This is a genomic window from Diaphorobacter sp. HDW4B (assembly GCF_011305535.1).
GTDB lineage: Bacteria > Pseudomonadota > Gammaproteobacteria > Burkholderiales > Burkholderiaceae_C > Diaphorobacter_A.
In genome coordinates, this window is sequence record NZ_CP049905.1 from 3,439,381 (window position 1) to 3,460,742 (window position 21,362).

The window sequence follows — 21,362 nt, forward strand, 5'->3', positions numbered from 1 at the left end:
CCATGAGCTGGAACGATCTCGCACGGCCTTATGTGGCTGCATTCGCATCACGTTTTCTGCAGATGCTGCAGTACCGAACGGCTGCGTGGGCGGGTTTTGCAACGCAGTGCTGGTGGGGAGGCATCAAGGTCATGGTGCTGGCAGCGTTCTATGGCGGTGCGAGCGCGGTGGTGGATGCGCCGATGTCGCTGCAGCATGCGATCACCTACACGTGGCTGGCGCAGGGGCTGCTTGCATTGCTGCCGTGGATGGGCGACCCCGAGGTGGCGCAGGCGGTTCGCACCGGATCGATTGCGTATGACCGGCTGCGTCCGGTTGATGCCTATGTGCTCTGGTTTGTGCGCACGACAGGGTGGATTGCCGCGCGTGTGCTGCCGCGTCTGGCGTTGATGCTGGCGTTTGCCGGTGTGATCCTACCGCTCGCAGGACAGGGGCAATGGGGCTGGCAATTGCCTGCGAGCGTGGCTGCGTTGGCGGGATTCATCGTGTCGATGCTGCTCGCTTTGCTGTTGTCTGCGGCGCTGGTCATGCTGCTCAACATCGCGGTGGTTTCTGCGCTCAACGAACGCGGCATCAACACGCTGGCCGTGCCGGTGGTGATCGTGCTGTCAGGCAATCTGCTGCCGCTCACTTTGCTGCCCGATGCGTGGCAGACGTTTTTGCTGATCCAGCCACTGGCGGGCGTGATCGACATTCCGGCGCGCATCTATTTTGGTCAAATGGCAGGCTTGAATGTGCTGGCCGGAATGGCGCTGCAGATGCTGTGGATTGTGCTGCTGGTCGCCTTCGGTCGCGCGGTACTGGCGCGCACCATGCGCCGTCTGGAAGTGCAGGGCGGGTGATGCGATGAAGACGAATTCGACATCTGCTCACGGCCATCGATCCATGGGATCGCTGGGTCTGTTCATGCGTTTGGCCGGTGCATCGATCAGCGGCCAGGCGCGCTATCCCGCGTCGGCCATCATGCTGACGTTCGGGCAGTTTCTCGTCACCGGAATCGAAGTGGTGGCGGTGTGGGCGCTGTTCCATCGCTTTGGCGATGTGCAGGGCTGGCGCATTGGCGAGGTGGCGTTGTTCTATGGCATGGTCAATTGCATGTTCGCGCTGGCCGACATGCTGGGGCGCGGCTTCGATGTGCTGGGCACGGAGTTTCTGCGCACTGGCGCGTTCGACCGACTGCTGCTGCGCCCGCGCTCGGTGGCCTTGCAACTGATGGGGCACGACGTGCGCGTCAGCCGCATGGGGCGTTTTCTGCAAGGACTGGTCGTGATCGGCTATGCGACGGTGCAGATGGGCGTTGCGTGGACGCCTGCGAACATCGCGCTCGCACTGTTTGCCATCGCGGGCGGCGTCGCGTTGTTTCTCGGCATTCTGGTGCTGCAGGGCACGCTGTCGTTCTGGACCGTGCAAAGCCTGGAAGTGGCGAATGTGTTGACCTACGGCGGCGTCGAAGCCGCGCAGTATCCGCTGGCGATCTATGCGCGCTGGTTCCGCTACATCCTGACCTTCGCCGTGCCGCTGGCGGCTGTGGCGTACTACCCGGTGCTGTCGATTCTGGGCAAGGCCGATCCGCTGGGTGCACCTGCTTGGGTGGGCTGCGTGTCGCCGCTCGCGGGATTGGTGTTTCTGGCGTTGTCGCTCTGGGTTTGGCGATTCGGGCTGCGGCACTATGCGTCCACGGGGAGTTGATGCAGGCACTGCAGCGACAGCGTTGCCGCAGCAGATCGCTTACGTGGTGTGCTCGAAGAGCTTCATGGGCGCCAGCAATCGGATCAGGTCCGTCTGTCTGTTGACGCCGGTTTTCGCGAAGACGGTCTTGAGTTGAAAGCGGACGGTGTCCACGCTGACGCCATTGCGCAATGCGATCTCTTTGGGAATGTCGCCTTGGCACAGGGACAGTGCGACGCGCGTCTCCGCGGGAGTCAGCCCGTAGATCTGTTGCAGCAGAACGTACGGGTCGCCATGCGAGGCATTGGGTGTGTTCAGCACGAGCAAGGCCAACGGTCGTGACCAGGTGTTGAAGGCCTGGAGCTTGGTCGGCAAGGGAAGCATCAGCAACTGGAGTGCATGTTGTCCGGCCACGCTGGGCAGCAGTGCTCCGCTGGCGATGGCAGGGCCCTGTCTGCCGCAGGCGTTTTCCAGCATCTGGTTGAAATGGCCGGGTCTCAGTCCTGCGGGTTGCAGGCAACCGTTTCTGAGGGTCAGGCATGGTTGCTGGCGCATCAATTGCTCGCAGGCGGCGTTGCTCAGGAGGATGTGCCCAAACTCGTCCAGCACCAGCAACGGGACCTGCAGGTGGTCGAGGACCATGGATGAGAGACCTGCGCGTTCGCTCAGGCTCTGCATGTGCAGGCGGATGCGCACGGCGTTCTGCACATGCGGAATGATCTTGCTGAAAGTGGTGAGTTCTCTGCCCGTGTACTCCTTCTGTCCCGGTCGTCGTTGCATGGACAGATAGGCCTCGGACGAGCCCATGGCGAACATGCGGTTGCACAGCGTGGTGGACATCTCGTGGCGCAACATGAAGTCCTGATAGAACGCGCTTTTCTGTATCGCACGTTCGCTGAAATCCCGTTTGTCCAGATACCAGCCGCCCCACGGAGTCGTGTCGATGAAGGCGTTGCCTTCGTCGAGTTGGTTGTAGTAGGCGTTGTAGGCTTCGGCCGTCTCATGAGGCATGCCGAAGGTTTCGTTGACGGCCAGTGTCTTGCGGCGAGTGTCGAGCACGATGATGGAGGCCTGCGGGCTGTCGGTGAACTCGGAAATGGTGTGCAGAGCGTCCTTCCAGCCGTCGTCCGTCAGCACTCCTTCGTAGAGCTGAGTCGTCAGTCGTTTCTGCAATTCAAGCTGATCCCGCATATGAAATTTCCGTGGCGCTGCTGATTATTTCAGCAGGTCGCGAAAATGCAAGTGAAGGAAACTACGCTGACGTTATGTCACATTTCTGCTGAATTTGTCGTTGTACAGAGGGAAAACGACCCGTTCGGGTGTCGGTTTGCTCGTGTGCAAATGCCGGGTTCGAGAAAAAGAAAGTGCCATTGACGGCATTCCGGGGCTTGGATCGCGGGTTTTTGTCGACATCGTCAATGGCGAGATGCCGCTGAAGAAGGGCACTGAGCCCTTCATTCAGCATGCGTCGCGGCCGGCGTTGTCGGCCATCAGTCTCGGTCGATCAGTCTTTCTTGATCGTGTAGATCAGATCGACCGCGCTGGTCACGCCGGTTTGGCCGCGCACTGTCAGGTTGCGGGCGAGGTCGTAGAAGATGTAGATCGTGCCCATCGCGCCCGAGAGGCTTTGCTCATAGGTCACGTAGAGCTTTTCCGAAAGCCGCTTGCCCATGGTGAGCGCAGCACCCGAGGCGTCGGAGCCATCGCTTGGGCCCCGGAAACCGACTTCATCCAGTCCCAGGCTGCCTGCGATCTTGCCGCTGCCGCTGTTGCCACCGGCCAGGAGCGCGAGCGCTGCCTGCTGGAGCACGGCGCTGCTGGCTCCGCCCAAGGCAGGGTCGCGGCCCATGACCACCCAGGAGAGCTTTTCGGCGTCGGGCAGGTCGGGGTCGGAGTACAGACTCACGCGCGGAGCCATGGCCGAGCCGAGCACTTGCACACCCGCGCGCTGGGTGATGTTGGGGCGGATCGCGAGGATGTCCAGCGACGGGTTGTTGTACGGGCCGTTGAAGCGGATCAGACCGGATTCGACATCGAGAGACTGGCCCCATGCGCGGTAGCGGCCTTGCTCGGTGTTGATTTCTCCGGTGATGCGCGGCGCTCCGCCGGCCACCGTTGCGCCCTTGATCTCCAGCTCGCCCTGCAGGCGCGTGGTGATGCCGAAGCCCTGCAGCGCGAAGTCGCGGCCCAGGTTCAGCTTGACGAGGATGTCGGGCAGCTTGCGGGTCTCGGCCTTGGCGTTGGCTTTTTCGGTGGCGATCTTCTGCTTGCGCGCTTCTTCCTCGGCGGCCTTGCGCGATGCGGCGGTGTGCACCACCACGTCCTTGTCGAGCGACGGTGCGGACTCTTCGGGCAGGATGATGGTGGCGCGGTCGGTGGTGAGATCGCCGCGCAGCGTGAACTGGCCGTTGTCGAGCTTGGCACCCAGCGTGCCGGAGATGCTGACCTGTCGATCCGCGCGCACCAGCACCTGCAGCTTGTCGGCCTTGGCCTGCAGGTCCATCACGAAGTTGCCTGACTGGCCTTCGCCTGCCGGAGCAATCCAGTGTGCAAAGCCGCTGCCGGTGAGTTCGCCACCATCGGCGGGTGCGTTGGTGAGGTTGCCGCTGTAGCCCAGAATGCGCGCGCTGCTGCCTTTGCCGCCCTTGATGCGCAGCTCGGTGATGTCGAGGCGCGTGCCTTGCAGCTTGGCGCGCAGCACGCCTTGCTGCAGGTCGATGCCGTCGAGCACCGAGAGCACGCTCAGGTCATCGGCGGTGATGTTGCCTTGCCACTGCGGATTGGAGCGGTCGCCGCTGATGGTGGCGTCGGCCTGCAATGTGCCGCGCACGCGCCAGCCGGGCGGAGCGAACAGCGCCCAGATGCCGATGTCGGGCATCTTGGCGTGGACGGTGCCGGACAGCGGTGCTTTCTCGGCGAGCGTCCATTGGCCATCTTGCTGCGTGAGCTGCGTGTTGAGATCGGCGGTGGCCTGACCGGCGCGTTCGCTGTCCCACAGCAGCTTGGCGTTGACGTTGCTGCCTTGCGCTCGCACGTCGAGTCGCACGTCCTTGATGCGCGCGCGCATGCCTGCGCCATCGACCTTGCGCGTAGTGGTCTTGTTGCCAACGCTGGGGCCGCTCGTGCGGATCACGGTCGTGCCTTCACCCTCGCCGTCGATGGCCAATCGCAGGTCGCCCGCAGCGCGCTCGACGGTCAAGAGCGCCTTGAGTTCGGGGCCGGTGGTGTCGATGTCCCACTTGCCGTTGAAGCTCAGATCGCCGCTCAGGCCTGCGGCTTCCAGCGGCGGTTCGCCTTCGCCCATGCTGAACGCATCGACCCAACTGATCGGAATGCCCTGCACGCGTCCGGCGCTGCGCAGCGCCCAGTTGCCGTCGCCGCCCTTGGTGGCGGTGGTGTTGTCCCACGCAAGCGTCACGGGCTGCAGCGGTGCAGCGTTGGCGCGGCGTTGCTTGAGCACCGGCGGTGTGATCTGCAGACCGCCTGCGGTGGCTGAGTAGCTGGTCGAGAGCACGACCTTGTTGCCGCGTGTGCTGCCGGTCTGCTGGGTGATGCGAAGCGGGTTGGCCGATTGCAGCTTCACGTTCCATGGGCCGGGCTTGTCCTTGCCGGGATTGAGCTCGGCCTGCAGGCGCTGGATGGTGGCGTTCCAGTCCATGGCGGCCGAGCCGCGTTCGGTGGCGAGACCTGCTTGCAGCGCGGTATCGAGCTGTACACCTTGTGCAGCCATTTGAGCGCTGGTCTGCAAGGTGATGTCGGCCTTTTCGGGGCTGCCTTGCAGGTTGAGCGCGAGCTTGGGAACGACGATGGCCTGATCGGCGGGCGTGTTGGCGGGCAGATAGCGCAGTTGCTCGCCGCGCAGATCGGCCTTGAGCTGCAGGCCGCTGTCGGGCAGGGGCTGGCCGGTGGCGGTCTGCAGGCGCTTGAGGATGTTGCCCCAGCCGCCATTCCAGTCGAGCTGCAGTTGCGCCTTGCCATCGAGCTTTGCGCCCGCGAGCGGGTCTTTCACGCCGGGCAGGGTGTTGGCCCACGCAATGAGCGTGGACGCGGAGCCGAGCTGCAGATTCGCATTGCCCTTGCCGGTCTTGGGGCTGATCTGGCCATCGGCCTGCAGCACTGCGCCGGGCACTTCGGCCTTGAGCTTGACCTGCGCGTCCTGCTGGTCGACGTGGTACTTCACGGCGCTAGCGTTGATGGCGGCTTGCAGTGCTTCGACCTTCACGTTCGAGAGCGTGAGCACGGGCTGCTGCCATTCGCCCTTGGCGGCGAGCGTCTGGATGCGCAGCGCTTTGCTGCCTGCGCGCGGCGCGGGACCTGCGGCCTTGAGATCGGCTTCGAATGCCACCGTCTGGGCGGCGTCGGCCTTGGCGCTCAGCGTGCCTTGCAGCGGCGCGGCATCGAGCGTGCTGTAGAGATCGGCGGGGTTCAGTTGCTCGACCTTGGCGTTGCCCTCGAACACCTTGGTCTCGGGCTCGAAATAACCGTTGGCGGCGATGCGGCCCTTGGCCACGTCGATGTGCGCCTGCTTGATCTGCCACTGCTTGCCGGTGTAGAGCACATCGGCGGTGACGGCGTCGAGCGGCAGGCGTTGCTTGTCCCACGCGCCGCGCATGGCGTTGTTGAACTGGGCCTGCAGAGCCCATTGCTCGCCGGTGGCGGGCGCATTGCCTTCGGCCATGGGACCTGCCTTGAGGTCGCCGCTCAGCAGGGTGCGCGGGCCTTCGGGCCAGAAGGCCGCCACGTCCACGTTCTTGAGCGATGCGAGCGCGGTGTGCAGCGGCATCGATTGCCATGGCTTGATGCTGGCTTGCACATCGGCATGCATGGGCTCGGCGGCGGGCTTCTTGCCGGAATGGCTTTGCGGCGCAGCGACCGCGAGCGCCTTCACGTCGATCTGAGCGGCCTCGGTGGCGAGCGTGCCGGTGGCCTGCACCTGCGCGCCCACGGCGATGGTGGAGTGGTCCTTGGCCATCGGGTTGGGCACCTGCAGATCGCCCTTGAGGTCGGCCCTCAATTCCATCGGGCTTGCGCCCTGCAGTTGGATGTGGGCTTTGTACGTGCCGTCGGCATAGCGCACTTCGTTCACCGCGAGCTGGTGATGATCACCGTCGTAGGCGTAGTGGCCTGTCAGACCATCGACGGTGGCTTCGGGCGGGCCTTCCCAGATGATGCGATCGACCTGGAAAGGCACCTCGATCTTGATCGGCAGCGTGAGTTGTTCGAGCGGTTGGGTCGGCTCCTTGGGGGCGTCGGGATCGGGCGTGCTCTTGATGCGCAACTCGCCGATGTGCAGCACGCCGAGCTTCAAGGTGCGCTCCAGCAGCGGTTGCAGGCTCCAGCCGATCTCGGCGTTCTGCACCTGCACGCTCATGGTCGGGCTTTGCCATTTGAGTGCGCCGATCTTGCCGCCGCCGCGTACCGAGCCGGTGACTTCGCGGGCTTCGAGACTCTGGCCTTCGGGCAGAAAACGTGCGGCGCGTTGCAGCGCGTTGGCGAGAGAATCGTCGCGGCCGGTCCACCACCATGCGGAGCCCAGCGCGGCAACGATCATCAGCACGAGTGCGAGCAGCAACCAGCCGATGCCGCGCAGCCAGCGGCGCGGCTTTTTGCCCGGCGTTTTTGGCGCCGGGGACGAGGGATTGGATTCGGGCACTTGCGCCGAATCGTTGATTGCAGATTCCACCATGATCAGAACGTGAAGCCGAGACGCAGATGCAGGCGCAGTTGTTGCTCCTGCAGACCGTAGGCGATGTCCGCCTGCAAGGGGCCAACGGGGCTGCGCCAGCGGATGCCGGTGCCGACACCGACGCGTGCATAGAGTTTGTTGGCGTCATCGCCGACCGCGCCGGCGTCGATGAAGACCGCCTGCTCGAAGTCCTGCGTGTTGCCGCGAATGGAGATCGGGCGTTGCCACTCGACGCTGCCCGCCGCGAGGTAGCGCCCGCCGATGACCTTGCCGTTGTCGGTCTTGGCACCGATGGACTGGTAGCCGTAGCCGCGAATCGAGTTGTCGCCACCGGCCAGGAACATCAGCGTCATCGGCAGTTCGGCGTCTTTCTTGGCGGTGATCGCGCCACCCCATGCGCGCAACTGCAGGCGGCTGCGGCGCTGGGTTTCTTCGTCGAGCTTGCCGATGGGCATGAGCGTGAGCCAGCGCCCGGTCAGGCGTGTGAATGGCGTGCGCTGCGGCGTGAGCGTGGTGCCGACGCCGGCCTCCCACGCAAAGCCGTAGCCCGAGCGCGGCGAGAGCAGGCTGTCGAAATAGCGACCCGTCCAGCCGTAGTTGGCCAGCAGCGAGGAACTGGCGGGCGGAGCGCCCGCGCCCTGTGTCTTGGCCCAGTCGTATTGCAGATAGTAGGTGCGGTCGATGTGCTCTGCGGACTTGGTGCGACCGGCGCGCAACTGGGCGCTGTTCACGTCGAAATCACCGACCGGCTCGCGCTCGAACTTGGCTCCGACGAAGTTGCGCCAGTAGTCCTCGCCCGGCAGGGCGGTGAGCTGGGTGGAGATCAGCGGGTTCTTGCGATCGAGCTGGATCTTGCTGACCGCGCGCCAGCCGAGGCCGGGCACGCGGTTGTGGATGTGGTCAATCGACAGGCGCGGCCCGGTATCGGTGCTCAGGCCCACGCCGAACACCCATTTCTGCAGCTTGGCTTCGCGCACCTTGGCGGTGACGGGCGATGTGACTTCCGCGCCTTGCGCGGCGCGCGCGTCATCGATCTTTTGCGCCGAATCTTCGGGCGCGGCCTGCGGCGTGTCGGCCAGCGTGAGGAACACCGAGTCGAAATAGCCGCTGCTCACCAAGCGTTGCTGCGTGTCGAGCATCACGGCCTGGTCGTAGACCTGTCCTTCGGGCAGGCGGGCGATGCGCGCGAGGCCGATGGCGTCGTAGCGCTCGGTGCCTTCGATGGCGAGCGGGCCGAATTTGTAGGCCGCGCCGGGGTCGTAGGTGACGCTGACCTTGGCTTCGTTCTTGTCTGCGTCGACATCGGCCAGACTGCTGTCGATGCGGGCCGTGGGATAGCGGCGTGCCTGCAGTTCCTTGAGTCCGCCGCTCTTGGCGCTGCTCCAGACGGACTGCGAAAAGCGCTCGCCGTTCTTGAGCGGCCAGTTGCGCTGGATGCTTTGGCGCTGCTCCAGTCCGTCGGGCGCATTGGCGCTCACGCCGCTGAAGCGGACTTCGCTTTGCGCAATGGTGGTGGCGGGGCCGGGATCGACGTTCACCTTCACCTGACGCGGTGCTTCCGTGGAGTCGGGCGTGTCCTTCAACTCGACCGTGACCGTGGGGCTGAAGTAGCCGAGCGTGCCGATCAGGTCGCGCACATTGGCGTCGGTGGCACCGAGCAGGCGCGTGAGTTCGCGCCGCTGCAGGTCGCCCTGGTATTGAAAGCGCTTGAGTTCGAGATGCTTTTCGAGCAGTTCGCGCACTTCCTTGGGTGCGTCGACTTCGAGCGTGAAGGCGGGCTTGCCGCTGGTGGCGGTGGCCGCTGAAGGATCGCCGTTGGCGTCCTCCTTTTTCGAGAACATGCTGCAGCCGCTCAGAACGAGAGCCGTGGAGATCAAAAGGGCGGCGCTTGTGGCGCGCGAGGCTGGCTGCTTGGCTGAAACCATCGATGAATTATTTGGAGAGCAATCGCATTGCCTCCTCCAGTCCCTTCAAGGACAGCGGGTACATGCGATGGCCCATCAGTTGCTGAATGATGCTGATGCTCTGGCGATATTCCCACACGCCTTGTGGCTCGGGATTGATCCATGCGAATTTGGGGAATGCATGCGTAAGCCGCTGTAACCACTCGGCACCGGGCTCGTCGTTGTTGTATTCCACGCTGCCGCCGGGCTGAAGGATCTCGTAGGGGCTCATCGTCGCGTCGCCCACGAAGATCAATTTGTAGTCCTTGTTGTACTTGCGGATGATGTCCCAGGTCGGAAACTTTTCGGCGAAACGGCGGCGGTTGTTCTTCCACATGAAGTCGTAGACGCAATTGTGGAAGTAATAGAACTCCAGATGCTTGAACTCGGTCTTCACGGCCGAGAACAGCTCCTCCACGCGCTTGATGTGCTCGTCCATCGTGCCGCCCACGTCCATGAGCAGCAGCACCTTCACGTTGTTGTGGCGCTCGGGGATCATCTTGATGTCGAGGAAGCCCGCGTTCGCCGCCGTGCTGTGGATGGTGTCGGGCAGGTCGAGTTCCAGCTCGTTGCCTTCGCGCGCGAACTTGCGCAGGCGGCGCAGCGCCACCTTGATGTTGCGCGTGCCCAGTTCCTGCGTGTCGTCGTAGTCCTTGTAGGCGCGCTGCTCCCAGACCTTCACCGCGCTCTTGTTCTTGCCCGGCCCGCCGATACGGATACCCTGCGGGTTGTAGCCGCCGTGGCCGAAGGGGCTCGTGCCGTTGGTGCCGATCCACTTGTTGCCGCCTTCGTGGCGTTCCTTCTGCTCTTCGAGGCGTTTTTTCAACGTCTCCATGAGTTCGTCCCAGCCCATCTTCTCGATGGCGGCGATCTGCTCGGGCGAGAGTTCGCGCTCCAGCGTCTTGCGCAGCCATTCGAGCGGAAGCTCCTTGGTCAGATCGGCAATCATCTCCACGCCCTTGAAGTAGGCGGAGAACGCGCGGTCGAACTTGTCGAAGTGCTTCTCGTCCTTGACGAGGATGGTGCGCGAGAGGTGATAGAAATCGTCCAGCGCCCAGCCGTCCTCGGATTTGGGTCCGACGACACCGGCCTCCAGCGCTTCGAGCAGCGTGAGGTATTCCTTGACCGATACGGGCAGCTTGCCCGCGCGCAGGGTGTAGAAGAAGTCGATCAACATACTGGCTTCTCTTGGTTCGGGCGGGATGTGTGCGTTGCAGGCGATCCCGTCGTGCGGAATTGTGCCGTCGCCATCCTGCCTCGTAGGACGGTAATTCGAAAAACGCCGATCCGGCGTAGGGCATTGCCGCAGATTGCCCTGCGGCTTGTGGTCAGCGTCCGTTGGACGCTGCGGAGGACGCGGAGGCCGCAGCTCGCGCATTGCGCCAGCGGCGTGCCAGATTCAGGCCGACACCGCCGCCCAGACCCACGAGTGCAATCGCGAGAATGCTGCGCGTGTCGTAGCCCTGCGAAAAGATGTCCAGACCCAGCACATAGCCGATGCCGTAGCCGAGCAGCGCGCCGCCCAGAAAGCCCACGGCGTCGGTTGCCCCTTCGGCGAGAAGACGTTTGGCGTCGCTCATGGCAGTGGCTCGATCAGCGGTTGCGCTGGTTCATGAACACCAGCTTCTCGAACAGGCTCACGTCCTGCTCGTTCTTGAGCAGCGCGCCCACCAGCGGCGGCACACTGACCTTGTTGTCGGCGCTTTGCAGGGCTTCCATCGGAATCTCTTCGGCGACGAGCAGCTTGAGCCAGTCGATCAGCTCGCTGGTCGAAGGCTTCTTCTTCAGACCCGGCAGATTGCGGATGTCGTAGAAGGTCTTCATCGCCACGGTCAGCAGCTCGCTCTTGAGCGTGGGGAAGTGCACATGCACGATCTGGCGCATGGTGTCCGCGTCGGGGAACTTGATGTAGTGGAAGAAGCAGCGGCGCAGGAAGGCGTCGGGCAGTTCCTTTTCGTTGTTCGAGGTGATGAACACCAGCGGACGGTGCTTGGCCTTGATCAGCTCGCGCGTTTCGTAGCAGTAGAACTCCATGCGGTCGAGTTCGCGCAGCAAATCGTTGGGGAATTCAATATCCGCCTTGTCGATTTCATCAATCAGCAAAGCCACTGGCTCGTCGGCAGTAAATGCCTGCCAGAGAACGCCCTGAACAATGTAGTTGCGAATATCTTTGACGCGCTCGCTGCTTTCTGCATCGCCCAATTGGCTGTCACGCAAACGACTTACCGCGTCATATTCGTACAAACCCTGCTGGGCTTTGGTGGTGGATTTGATGTGCCATTGCAACAAAGGCAAGCCCAATTCGCTGGCGACTTCCTCGGCCAGCATGGTTTTGCCGGTGCCGGGTTCACCCTTGACGAGCAATGGGCGTTGCAGCGCCATGGCTGCATTCACAGCGAGTTTCAAATCCTGGGTGGCGACGTAATTCTGAGAACCTTGGAATTTCATGGGCCGTAATTGAGGGAAATCGTTGATGAATATGCTTGACAGGGGCTGGCTATAATCGCAAAACCCTTCGGTAGAGCGCCTACGAGAGGCCGGGACAACTCACTCAACATAGATTGTGCGCGGAAAATGAAAAGAACGTTTACCACGATATTCGGCTTGGCTGTCGCGTGCGCGACGGGCCTTGTTCAAGCCCAGGAGATCAAGGGAGATGCCAAGGCCGGCGAAGGCAAGATTGCCATGTGCATCGGCTGCCATGGCATCGTCGGCTATCAGGCCACATTCCCCGAGGTGTATCGCGTGCCGATGATTTCGGGCCAGAGCGCGAAGTACATCGTCAACGCACTCAATGAATACAAGAAGGGCGAGCGCAAGCATCCCACGATGCGCGGCATTGCCGATTCGCTCACCGAGCAGGACATGGCCGACGTGGCCGCGTACTACTCCACCCACACCAAGGACGCGAAGCCCGTGCCCGACAAGGCCCGCGAGCCCAACGCGCAAGTCGCCCAGTTGCTGCAAAAGGGCGCCTGCGTGTCCTGCCACGGCGACAACTTCTCCAAGGCCATCGACCCGTCCTATCCCAAGCTGGCTGGCCAGCACAAGGACTACCTGTACGCCGCGCTGCGCTCGTACAAGGCCGACGCCAACCCGATCGGTGGCCGCTCCAACGCCATCATGGCGGGCATGGCCAAGCAGTTCACGAATGCGGAACTCAAGGAGCTGGCGGGCTACATCAGCTCGTTGCCCGGCGATCTGCAGACGGTTCCGGAGTCGCGTTTCCGTTGATCGCGTCGATCACCGTTGATTCCAGCGTTTGAATGACGACAGGGCCCGCAGTTCGATCCGGACTGCGGGCCTTGTGCTTTGGGGTTTGGGTCCGTTCGATCAGGGCGCGGCATTCTGGCAAGCTTTGGTGCGGTACTCGGGCGGGCACGAAGCATTGATGGCCGGACTGCCTAGAATGGCCCGCATGAACCACCCCGTGCATTGCCACCGAAACGCCCTGCGGCTGCGCCTTTGCGCGCCAGCGTGCGTCGGTGCGCGTGGATGCTTGCAAAGGACGGGTGTTCTGAAACCAGCTTCACCGGCCGCAGATTTCTGAGCCCGGCGGTTTCCTCATCTCTGTGTCTTCTTTCGGCACTGTCTTGTCTCCGCCAGCGCGTCATCTGCACTGAACCGCCGGGCCTTCCCCTTTTTTCCCTCTTCGTTTTTGCCTGTAGCGAGCCACGGCACGCGTGGTGTGGGTGTCTTTGGACGTGTGTCAAGAAACATACACGCAGGGTAGAACCCCATTCAACTATGGGCTGCAGAGGTAAACAGTCTCATTCAATGATGACGCGAAACGTGCGGGTGGGCTGACCATCACTTGTGCGGTGCGGACTGTCTTCATGGACTTGCCGGAGTTTCAGCCATCCAAGGCAAGCCGATTTCCTGGAGGAGGGACCCACATGCGCATTCAAACCATAGCCGCATTGACTGATTTTTCGACCCAGGCCGAGCAGGCACTGGACAGGGCCGCGCTGATCGCGGCGCAGCACCAGGCCGTGCTGTGGCTGGTCTACGCCGCCGACGAGCAGGACCCGCGTTTCGTGAGCCCGCAGGCGCGGCTCGAACAGCGAGCGCGCCAGCTCGCGCGCCGACACGCCATCGACGTGGTCGCCCGTGAATTCGACGGCTACAACAGCGTGGCCGAGCGCGCCATGGCCGTGGCCAGCGGTGCCGATTTGCTGGTGCTGGATCGCCGCATGGAACGCCTGTGGAACAAGCCCTGGCGCGGTGCGGTGCTCGCCCATTGCCTGCGCCACAGCCCTTGCCCGGTGCTCGTGGTGCAGCAGGCACCCACGACCGAAGAGGTGGAGCAGTCAGCCTACGCACGCATGCTCGTGGCGGTGGACAGCACCGAGCGCGCACGCGAGGTGCTGCACTTCGCCGCCGACCTGCAGCGCAGCACGGCTGTCGATCTGTTCCAGTCGCGCGATCCGGGGGTCTCCGGCGTCGAGGAGGAGCAGGAATTCGAGGTGCTTGAGCAGTTCCGCGATGAACTCAAGCGCGAGATCTTGGAGACTGCCGAGCAGCGCCGCCTGCGCATCAAGGACGCCGACGACGCCCGCCGCAACCGCGTGGACAGCCAGAACGGCACGCGCGACGTGACGCGCCAGATCATGGTGCAGCAGCAGCGCTCGGGAGCCGACCTGATCGTGATCGGGGCGACCCGCAACCACTGGAGCGACCGCTGGTCTCTGAGCACGCGTGCGACGCGTCTGGCGATGATGGTGTCGTGCGACGTGCTGGTCTGCGGTCAGTTGCCGCAGGAGCGCGAACGTCCGCGTCCGATTGAACTGGGCAGCCGCAAGGGCTGGCTGCAGTTCAAGTTCTGAGCTGGATGGTTCTTCAATCCCGCGTGGCGCGCCGCTGCACGGCCGCCACGTAGGCCTCGCCATCGGGCGGACGGCCCGAGCGCTGGCTTTCCCACAGCATGGTGCCAAGGCACTCCATTGCAGCGTGGTGCGCGTCATGCAATGAATCGAGGCGCTTGGACAGCAGCTCCACTGCCTGACGAATGCCGCGCGGCTGGTCGATGCTGCACTGCTCGCTGATCGACAGGTGCATCGACAGGTGCAAAAACGGATTCGTGCGATCCGGCGTCTCGTCGTAATTGCGCTTCACGGCCGCTTCGGCGTCGGTCAGTTCTTCGCGGTATTCGGGGTGCTCGTCAATCCACAGGGCCGCCAGCGTTTCGATGGCTTCCATGGGCTGATTGGCTTGCTGCTTGGCATATGCACCGCAGAAAAAACGGCGCACATCGGCTTGGGACGGGTTGAACATGATGGGCGGCAGGTTAGCACGAGAGCCAAGGGCCTTGCAGGCGTGGGACTGTGCCGGAAATGGCGGCCCTTTGGCAAAAAAAGCTCGGCTCAGCTCAGCGCTGCAGCAGCGGATCGGCGGCGAACAGTTCCACCACCCAGTCCACAAACGCGCGCACCTTGGCGCTCAGGTGCGAGTTGGGTGGGTAGACCACGTAGACCGGCAGCGGCACCTGGGTCCATTCGGGCAGGAGTCGCACCAACTCGCCCCTGGCGATGTGCGGATGCGCCTGAAACGTGGTGATCTGCCCCACGCCATGGCCCGCCAGCAGCACGCTGGTGTAGGCGTTGGATTCGTTGACGGCGAGGGTCGAGGGCGTGCTGATCTCGATGTACTCGTCGCCCTGCTTGAATTCCAGCGGATAGCGGCGGGCCGACACACGTGCGAAATAGAGCACGCTGTTGTGGCCTGTACCCGGATCGCCCAGCTCGCGCGGGTGCGTGGGTGTGCCGTGGCGCTTCAAGTAGTCGGGCGATGCGACGGTGATGAAATCGAGATTGCCCACGCGCCGCGCGACGAGCGACTGATCGCTCAACTCGCCACCGCGAATCACGCAATCCACGTTGTCGCCGATGAGATCGACGGGTCGGTCGCTCACGCCGAGGTCGATCTGTATGTCCGGATAGCGCGACTGGAATTCGGCCAAATGGGGAATGATCAACAGGCGCGCGATCGAGGTACCCACGTCCACGCGCAGACGGCCGCGCGGTGTGGCGCGGACCTGGCTCATGCTGGCTTCGAGATCGTCGAAATCGGCGAGCACGCGCACCGCACGGTCGTAGTAGGCCGCGCCGTCCGTGGTCACGGTCACGCGGCGTGTGGTGCGGTTGAGCAGCTTGACCTTGAGCCGATCCTCGAGCGCCTGCACATGCTTGGTGACGGTGGCCTTGGGCAGCTGCAGCGTGTCGGCGGCGAGCGTGAACGTGCCCGCTTCCACCACGCGCGCGAAGATGCGCATTGCCTGTATCTGATCCATGGGCTGAATTCTCACACGCGTTGCATGCCCTGATTGTTCGGCATTTGGAAACAGTGTGGCCAAGCTTTGGTGATTGATGGGTAGGATCGCAGGCCCTACAGTTCATCCTGCCACCACCGCTCCATCCCGAGTGAGGCACCTTATGTCATCCAGCAAGAAGCCCGCGTCCAACGCCACACCGCAGCCCCGTTTCACCGACACCGTCGTTCCGATGGCGTCCGGCGAGGACGTGGCCGTGCGCGTCTACGGCAGCAAGCCGCAGGCGGGAACGAGCATTCCCTTGGTGCTGCATTTTCATGGTGGCGCGTTCATCGATGGCGATCTGGACAGCGGCTGCACCGTTGCCGGCCTGTTGCAGGCCGTGGGCGCGCGTGTGGTCTCGGTCGCCTATCCGCTCTCGCCAGAGCACCCGTTTCCGCGTCCATTGGAGATCGGATACGCCGTGCTGCAGTGGGGCTACAAGCACCGCACGAGACTGGCGGGCAAGGGCGCGCCCCTGTATGTGGCGGGCGAGGAGGCGGGTGGCAATCTGGCCGCCGGTGTGTGCCTGATGGCGCGTGATCAGCACCATCCGCCGCTCGCCGGGCAGATACTGATTTCGCCGATGCTCAACCCTTGCGCAGGCACGCCGTCGCTGCGCGCAGTCACCGGCGAGGCCACCGATTGCAAGTGGGCGCAGGGCTGGCAGAAGTACCTTGGCTGTACACACGATGCCTTGCACCCCTATGCCGTGCCAGCGATGGCGCAGCGGCTTGCGGGCCTGCCGCCCACGCTCATCATGGTGGGTGGCGGTGATCCCATGTGCGACGAGGCGCTGGCCTATGCCAAACGCCTGAAGAGCGCAGGGCTCACGGTGCAGGAGCATGCCTTCGTGGAGGCCACAGAGTGGCCCGATGCGCTGCTCGAACCCGGCTCCATGGACTGCCCGTGCGAGGCACAGGTGCTGGAGCAACTGAAGATTTTTTTCGAGGCGTCTCGATGTCACACGCCCAACTGACATAGCGAATTTTTCGACGACGGTCTCGCGCGCAGCCGCTCCTCATGGTGAGAGGAGCGGTGGTCCACGCGTGATGCCTGAAAAAACACACCATCACTGACCCACTAGAACAAAACCATTGCCTGCGTGGGCAAGGACTGGCTGTCGGCTTTTGCAAGCCGCAGGGGATGTCCGTTGCCGCTTGAATCCCGCGCGGGGGCTTTCACGTTTTCAAACGACTACTCCAACGAATTTCAGAGGAATCATCATGAGCCATCCACACCACAACTCTGTCTCTCCACAACGTCGCTGGTGGACCGTGATCGGTGCCGCTGCGGCCATTGCAGCCGCAGGCGGAACGGTCTTTGGACTGCAAAGCTCGCATGCGAATGCGCCGACCGAGGTACCTGCTGCTGCGCCCGCAGTTCCCGTTTCGGTGGCCGAAGTGCTGCAAAAGGACGTGAGTCTGTGGGACGAATTCTCGGGCCGCCTCGAAGCCGTGCAGCGGGTCGATGTGCGTCCGCGCGTGGCCGGTGCCTTGCAGTCCGTGCACTTCAAGGAAGGTGCGCTGGTGAAGGCGGGCGATCTGCTGTTCACCGTGGACCCGGCACCGTTCGCGGTCGAGGTGGATCGTGCGGAAGCTCAGGTCGTTGCCGCCAGGGCCCGTATGAGCTATGCGCAGAGCGAGGCCGAGCGTGCCGCGCGTCTGTGGGATGAGCGTGCGATTGCGCAAAAGGAACTCGACGAACGTACGAACGCGCAACGCGAGGCCGATGCGAACCTGCGTGCCGCGCAGGCCGCGCTGCAGACCGCGAAGCTCAACCTCGGCTACACGCAGGTGCGTGCTCCGGTGGCTGGCAAGGTGGGACGCGTCGATGTCACCGTCGGCAATCTGGTGAGCGCGGGGGCGGGCGCGCCAGTGCTCACCACGCTGGTGTCGGTGAACCCGATGTACGCGAGCTTCGATGCCGACGAGCAGATCGTCACGAACGCGCTGAAGGGACTGGAGAGCGGCAAGAGCGCGCGTGCGCTGATCGAAAGCATTCCCGTGCAAATGGGGGTGGGTACGGGCACAGGCACGGGTGAGGACACACCCTACACCGGCCACCTGCAACTTATCGACAACCAGGTCGATGCGAAAAGCGGCACGGTGCGCGTGCGTGCGGTTTTCGACAACGTCGATGGCGCACTCATGGCCGGGCAGTTCGCGCGCATCCGCATGGGCCAGCCGCGCAGCCAGCAGGCCTTGCTGATCAACGAACGCGCGGTCGGCACGGACCAGAGCAAGAAGTTCGTGCTGGTCGTCGGCGAGGGCAACAAGGTCGAGTACCGCGAGGTGCAATTGGGAGCGCCCGTCGATGGCCTGCGCATGGTGACGAGCGGGCTCAAGGTGGGAGAGCGCATCGTCGTGAACGGCTTGCAGCGCGTGCGTCCGGGCGCGGTGGTCGCGCCGCAGGACGTGCCGATGAATGCGAAATCAGAGCTGGCAGGCAATGAATCTGCGGCGAAGAAAAAGCCCGTCGCCTGAACCTCCTTCACGCACAACAAGAACACATTGCCATGAACCTATCCCGATTTTTCATCGACCGCCCGATCTTTGCGGGCGTGCTGTCGGTGCTCATCTTTCTCTCGGGCCTGATCGCCATGCGGGTGCTGCCGATCTCGGAATATCCCGAGGTGGTGCCGCCGTCCGTCGTGGTGCGCGCGCAGTATCCGGGCGCAAGCCCCAAGGTGATCGCCGAGACCGTAGCCACGCCGTTGGAGGAATCCATCAACGGCGCGGAAGGCATGCTCTACATGGGCAGCCAGGCGACGACCGATGGCGTGATGACGCTCACCGTCACCTTCCAGCTCGGCACCGATCCCGACAAGGCGCAGCAGCTTGTGCAGAACCGCGTCTCGCAGGCCGAGCCGCGCCTGCCGGAAGAGGTGCGCCGCCTGGGCGTGACCACGGTGAAGAGCGCGCCCGATCTCACGATGGTGGTGCACATGGTCTCGCCCAACGGGCGCTACGACATCGACTATCTGCGCAACTACGCCGTGCTCAATGTGAAGGACCGCCTTGCGCGCGTGACCGGCGTGGGGCAGGTGCAGATATTCGGCGGCGGCGACTACTCGATGCGCGCGTGGCTCGACCCGCAGAAGGTCGCGCAGCGCGGTCTTTCCGCCAGCGATGTGGTCGCTGCGATCCGCGGCCAGAACGTGCAGGCCGCAGCCGGTGTGGTGGGTGCTTCGCCCGGCCTGCCCGGTGTGGACATGCAACTGTCGCTGAATGCGCAGGGCCGTCTTTCCACGACCGAAGAATTCGGCGACATCATCGTGAAGACCGGCGCGGACGGCGCAGTCACGCGCTTGCGTGATGTGGCGCGGCTGGAATTGGGCGCGGCGGATTACTCGCTGCGTTCGCTGCTCAACAACGAGCCCGCCGTGGGCATGGGCGTGTTCCAGGCACCGGGATCGAACGCGCTGGAAATCTCCGACAACGTGCGCAAGACCATGGTCGAGCTGAACCGCAACATGCCCGAAGGCGTGGAGTACCGCATCGCCTACGACCCCACTCAGTTCGTGCGTGCGTCGATTGATTCGGTCGTGCACACGCTGCTCGAAGCCATTGCGCTGGTGGTGATCGTGGTGATTCTTTTCCTGCAGACCTGGCGCGCCTCCATCATCCCGCTGCTGGCCGTTCCGGTGTCCGTCGTCGGCACGTTTGCGGTGCTGCATCTGCTGGGCTTTTCGATCAATGCGCTGAGCCTTTTCGGGCTGGTGCTGGCGATTGGCATCGTGGTGGATGACGCCATCGTGGTGGTCGAGAACGTCGAGCGCAACATCGAGGCGGGCCTGTCTCCGCGCGATGCGACCTATCGTGCGATGCGCGAAGTCTCCGGCCCCATCATCGCGATTGCGCTGGTGCTGGTGGCCGTGTTCGTGCCGCTGGCTTTCATCAGCGGTCTGACGGGGCAGTTCTACCGCCAGTTCGCGGTGACGATCGCGATCTCCACGGTGATCTCGGCGATCAACTCGCTGACCTTGTCGCCTGCGCTGGCAGCCCTTTTGCTCAAGGGCCACGACGAGCCCAAGGATGCGCTCACGCGTGGCATGGATCGCGTGCTCGGTGGTTTCTTTCGTCGCTTCAACGCGCTGTTCCATCGCGGCTCCGAGGCCTACAGCGGCGGCGTGCGCGGCGTGATTCGCCACAAGGGCGGCATGTTCGTGATCTACCTTGCGCTCGTCGGCGCGACATGGGGACTGTTCCAGATGGTGCCCGGCGGCTTTGTGCCCGCGCAGGACAAGCAATACCTCGTCGGCTTTGCGCAGTTGCCCGATGGCGCGACGCTCGATCGCACCGACGACGTGATCCGCCGCATGGGCGAGATCGCGATGAAGAATCCGAACGTGGAAGACGCGATTGCCTTTCCCGGCCTGTCGATCAACGGCTTCACCAACAGCTCCAATTCGGGCATCGTGTTCGTCACGCTCAAGCCGTTTGGCGAGCGCAAGCGCGCCGACCAAAGCGGCAATGCCGTGGCGGGTCAGTTGAACCAGTCGTTTGGTGAAATCCAGGAAGCCTTCATCGCCATGTTCCCGCCGCCGCCAGTGGCGGGGCTGGGCACGACGGGTGGCTTCAAGCTGCAGATCGAGGACCGCGCATCGCTTGGCTACGAGGCCATGGATGCGGCCGTGAAAGCCTTCATGGCCAAGGCCAGCCAGACGCCGGAACTCGCCGGCCTGTTCACGAGCTGGCAGGTCAACGTGCCGCAGCTTTATGCCGACATCGACCGCACCAAGGCGCGCCAGCTCGGCGTGCCGGTGACCGACATTTTCGAGACGCTGCAAATCTATCTGGGCAGCCTGTACGCCAACGACTTCAACCAGTTTGGCCGCACGTACAGCGTGCGTGTGCAGGCCGATGCGGCCTATCGCGCCAAGGCCGAAGACGTCGCGCAGCTCAAGGTGCGTTCGACCACGGGCGAGATGGTGCCGCTGTCTGCGCTCATGACGATCAAGCCCAGCTTCGGCCCCGAACGTGCGATGCGCTACAACGGCTTTCTGTCGGCCGACGTGAATGGCAGTCCGGCGGCGGGCTTCTCTTCAGGACAGGCACGTGAGGCCATCGAGCGCGTTGCCGCCGAAACGCTGCCGCAAGGCATTGGCTTTGAATGGACCGAACTGACCTACCAGGAAATCCTCGCGGGCAATTCCGCCTTGCTGGTGTTTCCACTCGCCATCCTGCTGGTGTTCCTCGTGCTCGCGGCGCAGTACGAAAGCCTGACGCTGCCGCTGGCCATCGTGCTCATCGTGCCCATGGGTCTGCTCGCCGCGATGACCGGCGTGTGGCTTTCGCACGGCGACAACAACGTGTTCACGCAGATCGGACTGGTCGTGCTTGTGGGGCTGTCGGCGAAGAACGCGATTCTGATCGTCGAATTCGCACGCGAACTGGAGTTCGTGGGACGCACGCCCGTGCAAGCCGCGATCGAAGCGAGCCGTCTGCGTCTGCGCCCGATTCTGATGACGTCGATGGCCTTCATCATGGGCGTGCTGCCGCTCGTGCTCTCGACCGGCGCGGGCGCGGAAATGCGCAGCGCCATGGGCATTGCGGTGTTCGCCGGAATGATCGGCGTGACGGCCTTTGGCTTGTTCCTCACCCCCGTGTTCTACGTGCTGCTGCGCAAGCTCGCGGGCAATCGTCCGTTGGCCCATCACGGCACGCATGTGGCTCCGGATATCGGGCCGAAACACGACAGCGGAGTCGGCTCGGCACATCCGATTCTGGCCGCACCGCGCGGACATGACGAATGA

General features: G+C 63.6%; 15 protein-coding genes. 7 read left to right on the forward strand and 8 right to left on the reverse strand.

Annotation, left to right across the window (positions count from 1 at the left end):
• Window positions 1-2: 2 nt before the first annotated feature.
• Both G7048_RS15785 and G7048_RS15790 read left to right on the forward strand, forming a co-directional pair.
• The gene (locus G7048_RS15785; protein WP_166069051.1) at window positions 3-842 is read left to right on the forward strand and encodes an ABC-2 family transporter protein; all 840 of its coding nucleotides are present in this window, start codon (window positions 3-5) and stop codon (window positions 840-842) included.
• Between the two features lie 43 nt (window positions 843-885).
• Entirely contained in the window at window positions 886-1,689 is an 804-nt protein-coding gene (locus G7048_RS15790; protein WP_166070998.1) for an ABC transporter permease, read from the forward strand.
• A gap of 39 nt (window positions 1,690-1,728) precedes the next feature.
• Here G7048_RS15790 and G7048_RS15795 read toward each other — a convergent pair whose 3' ends face one another.
• The 6 genes from G7048_RS15795 to G7048_RS15820 all read right to left on the reverse strand — a co-directional run bounded on the left by G7048_RS15795 (window position 1,729) and on the right by G7048_RS15820 (window position 11,745).
• The gene (locus G7048_RS15795; RefSeq protein ID WP_166069053.1) at window positions 1,729-2,859 is read right to left on the reverse strand and encodes a helix-turn-helix transcriptional regulator; all 1,131 of its coding nucleotides are present in this window, start codon (window positions 2,857-2,859) and stop codon (window positions 1,729-1,731) included.
• 313 nt (window positions 2,860-3,172) lie between these two features.
• The gene (locus G7048_RS15800) at window positions 3,173-7,354 is read right to left on the reverse strand and encodes a translocation/assembly module TamB domain-containing protein (protein ID WP_166069054.1); all 4,182 of its coding nucleotides are present in this window, start codon (window positions 7,352-7,354) and stop codon (window positions 3,173-3,175) included.
• A 2-nt stretch (window positions 7,355-7,356) separates the two neighbouring features.
• Window positions 7,357-9,195, reverse strand: a complete 1,839-nt coding sequence (locus tag G7048_RS15805) for an autotransporter assembly complex family protein (RefSeq protein ID WP_240932996.1) — start codon at window positions 9,193-9,195, stop codon at window positions 7,357-7,359.
• 91 nt (window positions 9,196-9,286) lie between these two features.
• A complete protein-coding gene (locus tag G7048_RS15810) occupies window positions 9,287-10,474 on the reverse strand; it encodes a VWA domain-containing protein (RefSeq protein ID WP_166069056.1) in 1,188 nt (395 codons plus the stop codon).
• A gap of 151 nt (window positions 10,475-10,625) precedes the next feature.
• Window positions 10,626-10,877: a hypothetical protein gene (locus G7048_RS15815; RefSeq protein WP_166069057.1), complete on the reverse strand. Its 252-nt coding sequence runs from the start codon at window positions 10,875-10,877 to the stop codon at window positions 10,626-10,628.
• A gap of 13 nt (window positions 10,878-10,890) precedes the next feature.
• Window positions 10,891-11,745, reverse strand: a complete 855-nt coding sequence (locus G7048_RS15820) for a MoxR family ATPase (protein WP_166069058.1) — start codon at window positions 11,743-11,745, stop codon at window positions 10,891-10,893.
• A gap of 126 nt (window positions 11,746-11,871) precedes the next feature.
• Here G7048_RS15820 and G7048_RS15825 point away from each other — a divergent pair, with 126 nt between their 5' ends.
• Window positions 11,872-12,531, forward strand: a complete 660-nt coding sequence (locus G7048_RS15825; RefSeq protein WP_166069059.1) for a cytochrome c — start codon at window positions 11,872-11,874, stop codon at window positions 12,529-12,531.
• 662 nt (window positions 12,532-13,193) lie between these two features.
• The gene (locus G7048_RS15830; protein WP_166069060.1) at window positions 13,194-14,123 is read left to right on the forward strand and encodes a universal stress protein; all 930 of its coding nucleotides are present in this window, start codon (window positions 13,194-13,196) and stop codon (window positions 14,121-14,123) included.
• Window positions 14,124-14,136: 13 nt separating this feature from the next.
• On the opposite strand, the gene G7048_RS15835 is transcribed toward G7048_RS15830, so the two are convergent.
• On the reverse strand, window positions 14,137-14,571 hold the full coding sequence (locus G7048_RS15835; RefSeq protein WP_166069061.1) for a DUF1841 family protein: 435 nt from the start codon (window positions 14,569-14,571) through the stop codon (window positions 14,137-14,139).
• A gap of 94 nt (window positions 14,572-14,665) precedes the next feature.
• Window positions 14,666-15,586, reverse strand: a complete 921-nt coding sequence (locus G7048_RS15840) for a LysR family transcriptional regulator (RefSeq protein ID WP_166069062.1) — start codon at window positions 15,584-15,586, stop codon at window positions 14,666-14,668.
• Window positions 15,587-15,728: 142 nt separating this feature from the next.
• Between G7048_RS15840 and G7048_RS15845 the strand changes: the two genes are divergently transcribed.
• The 3 genes from G7048_RS15845 to G7048_RS15855 all read left to right on the forward strand — a co-directional run bounded on the left by G7048_RS15845 (window position 15,729) and on the right by G7048_RS15855 (window position 21,362).
• Window positions 15,729-16,583 carry an alpha/beta hydrolase gene (locus G7048_RS15845; protein ID WP_166069063.1) on the forward strand — a complete coding sequence of 285 codons (855 nt, stop codon included), beginning with the start codon at window positions 15,729-15,731 and terminating at the stop codon, window positions 16,581-16,583.
• Between the two features lie 247 nt (window positions 16,584-16,830).
• The gene (locus G7048_RS15850; protein ID WP_166069064.1) at window positions 16,831-18,090 is read left to right on the forward strand and encodes an efflux RND transporter periplasmic adaptor subunit; all 1,260 of its coding nucleotides are present in this window, start codon (window positions 16,831-16,833) and stop codon (window positions 18,088-18,090) included.
• A gap of 32 nt (window positions 18,091-18,122) precedes the next feature.
• Window positions 18,123-21,362 (forward strand): efflux RND transporter permease subunit, encoded by a 3,240-nt coding sequence (locus G7048_RS15855; protein ID WP_166069065.1) that lies wholly within the window; start codon window positions 18,123-18,125, stop codon window positions 21,360-21,362.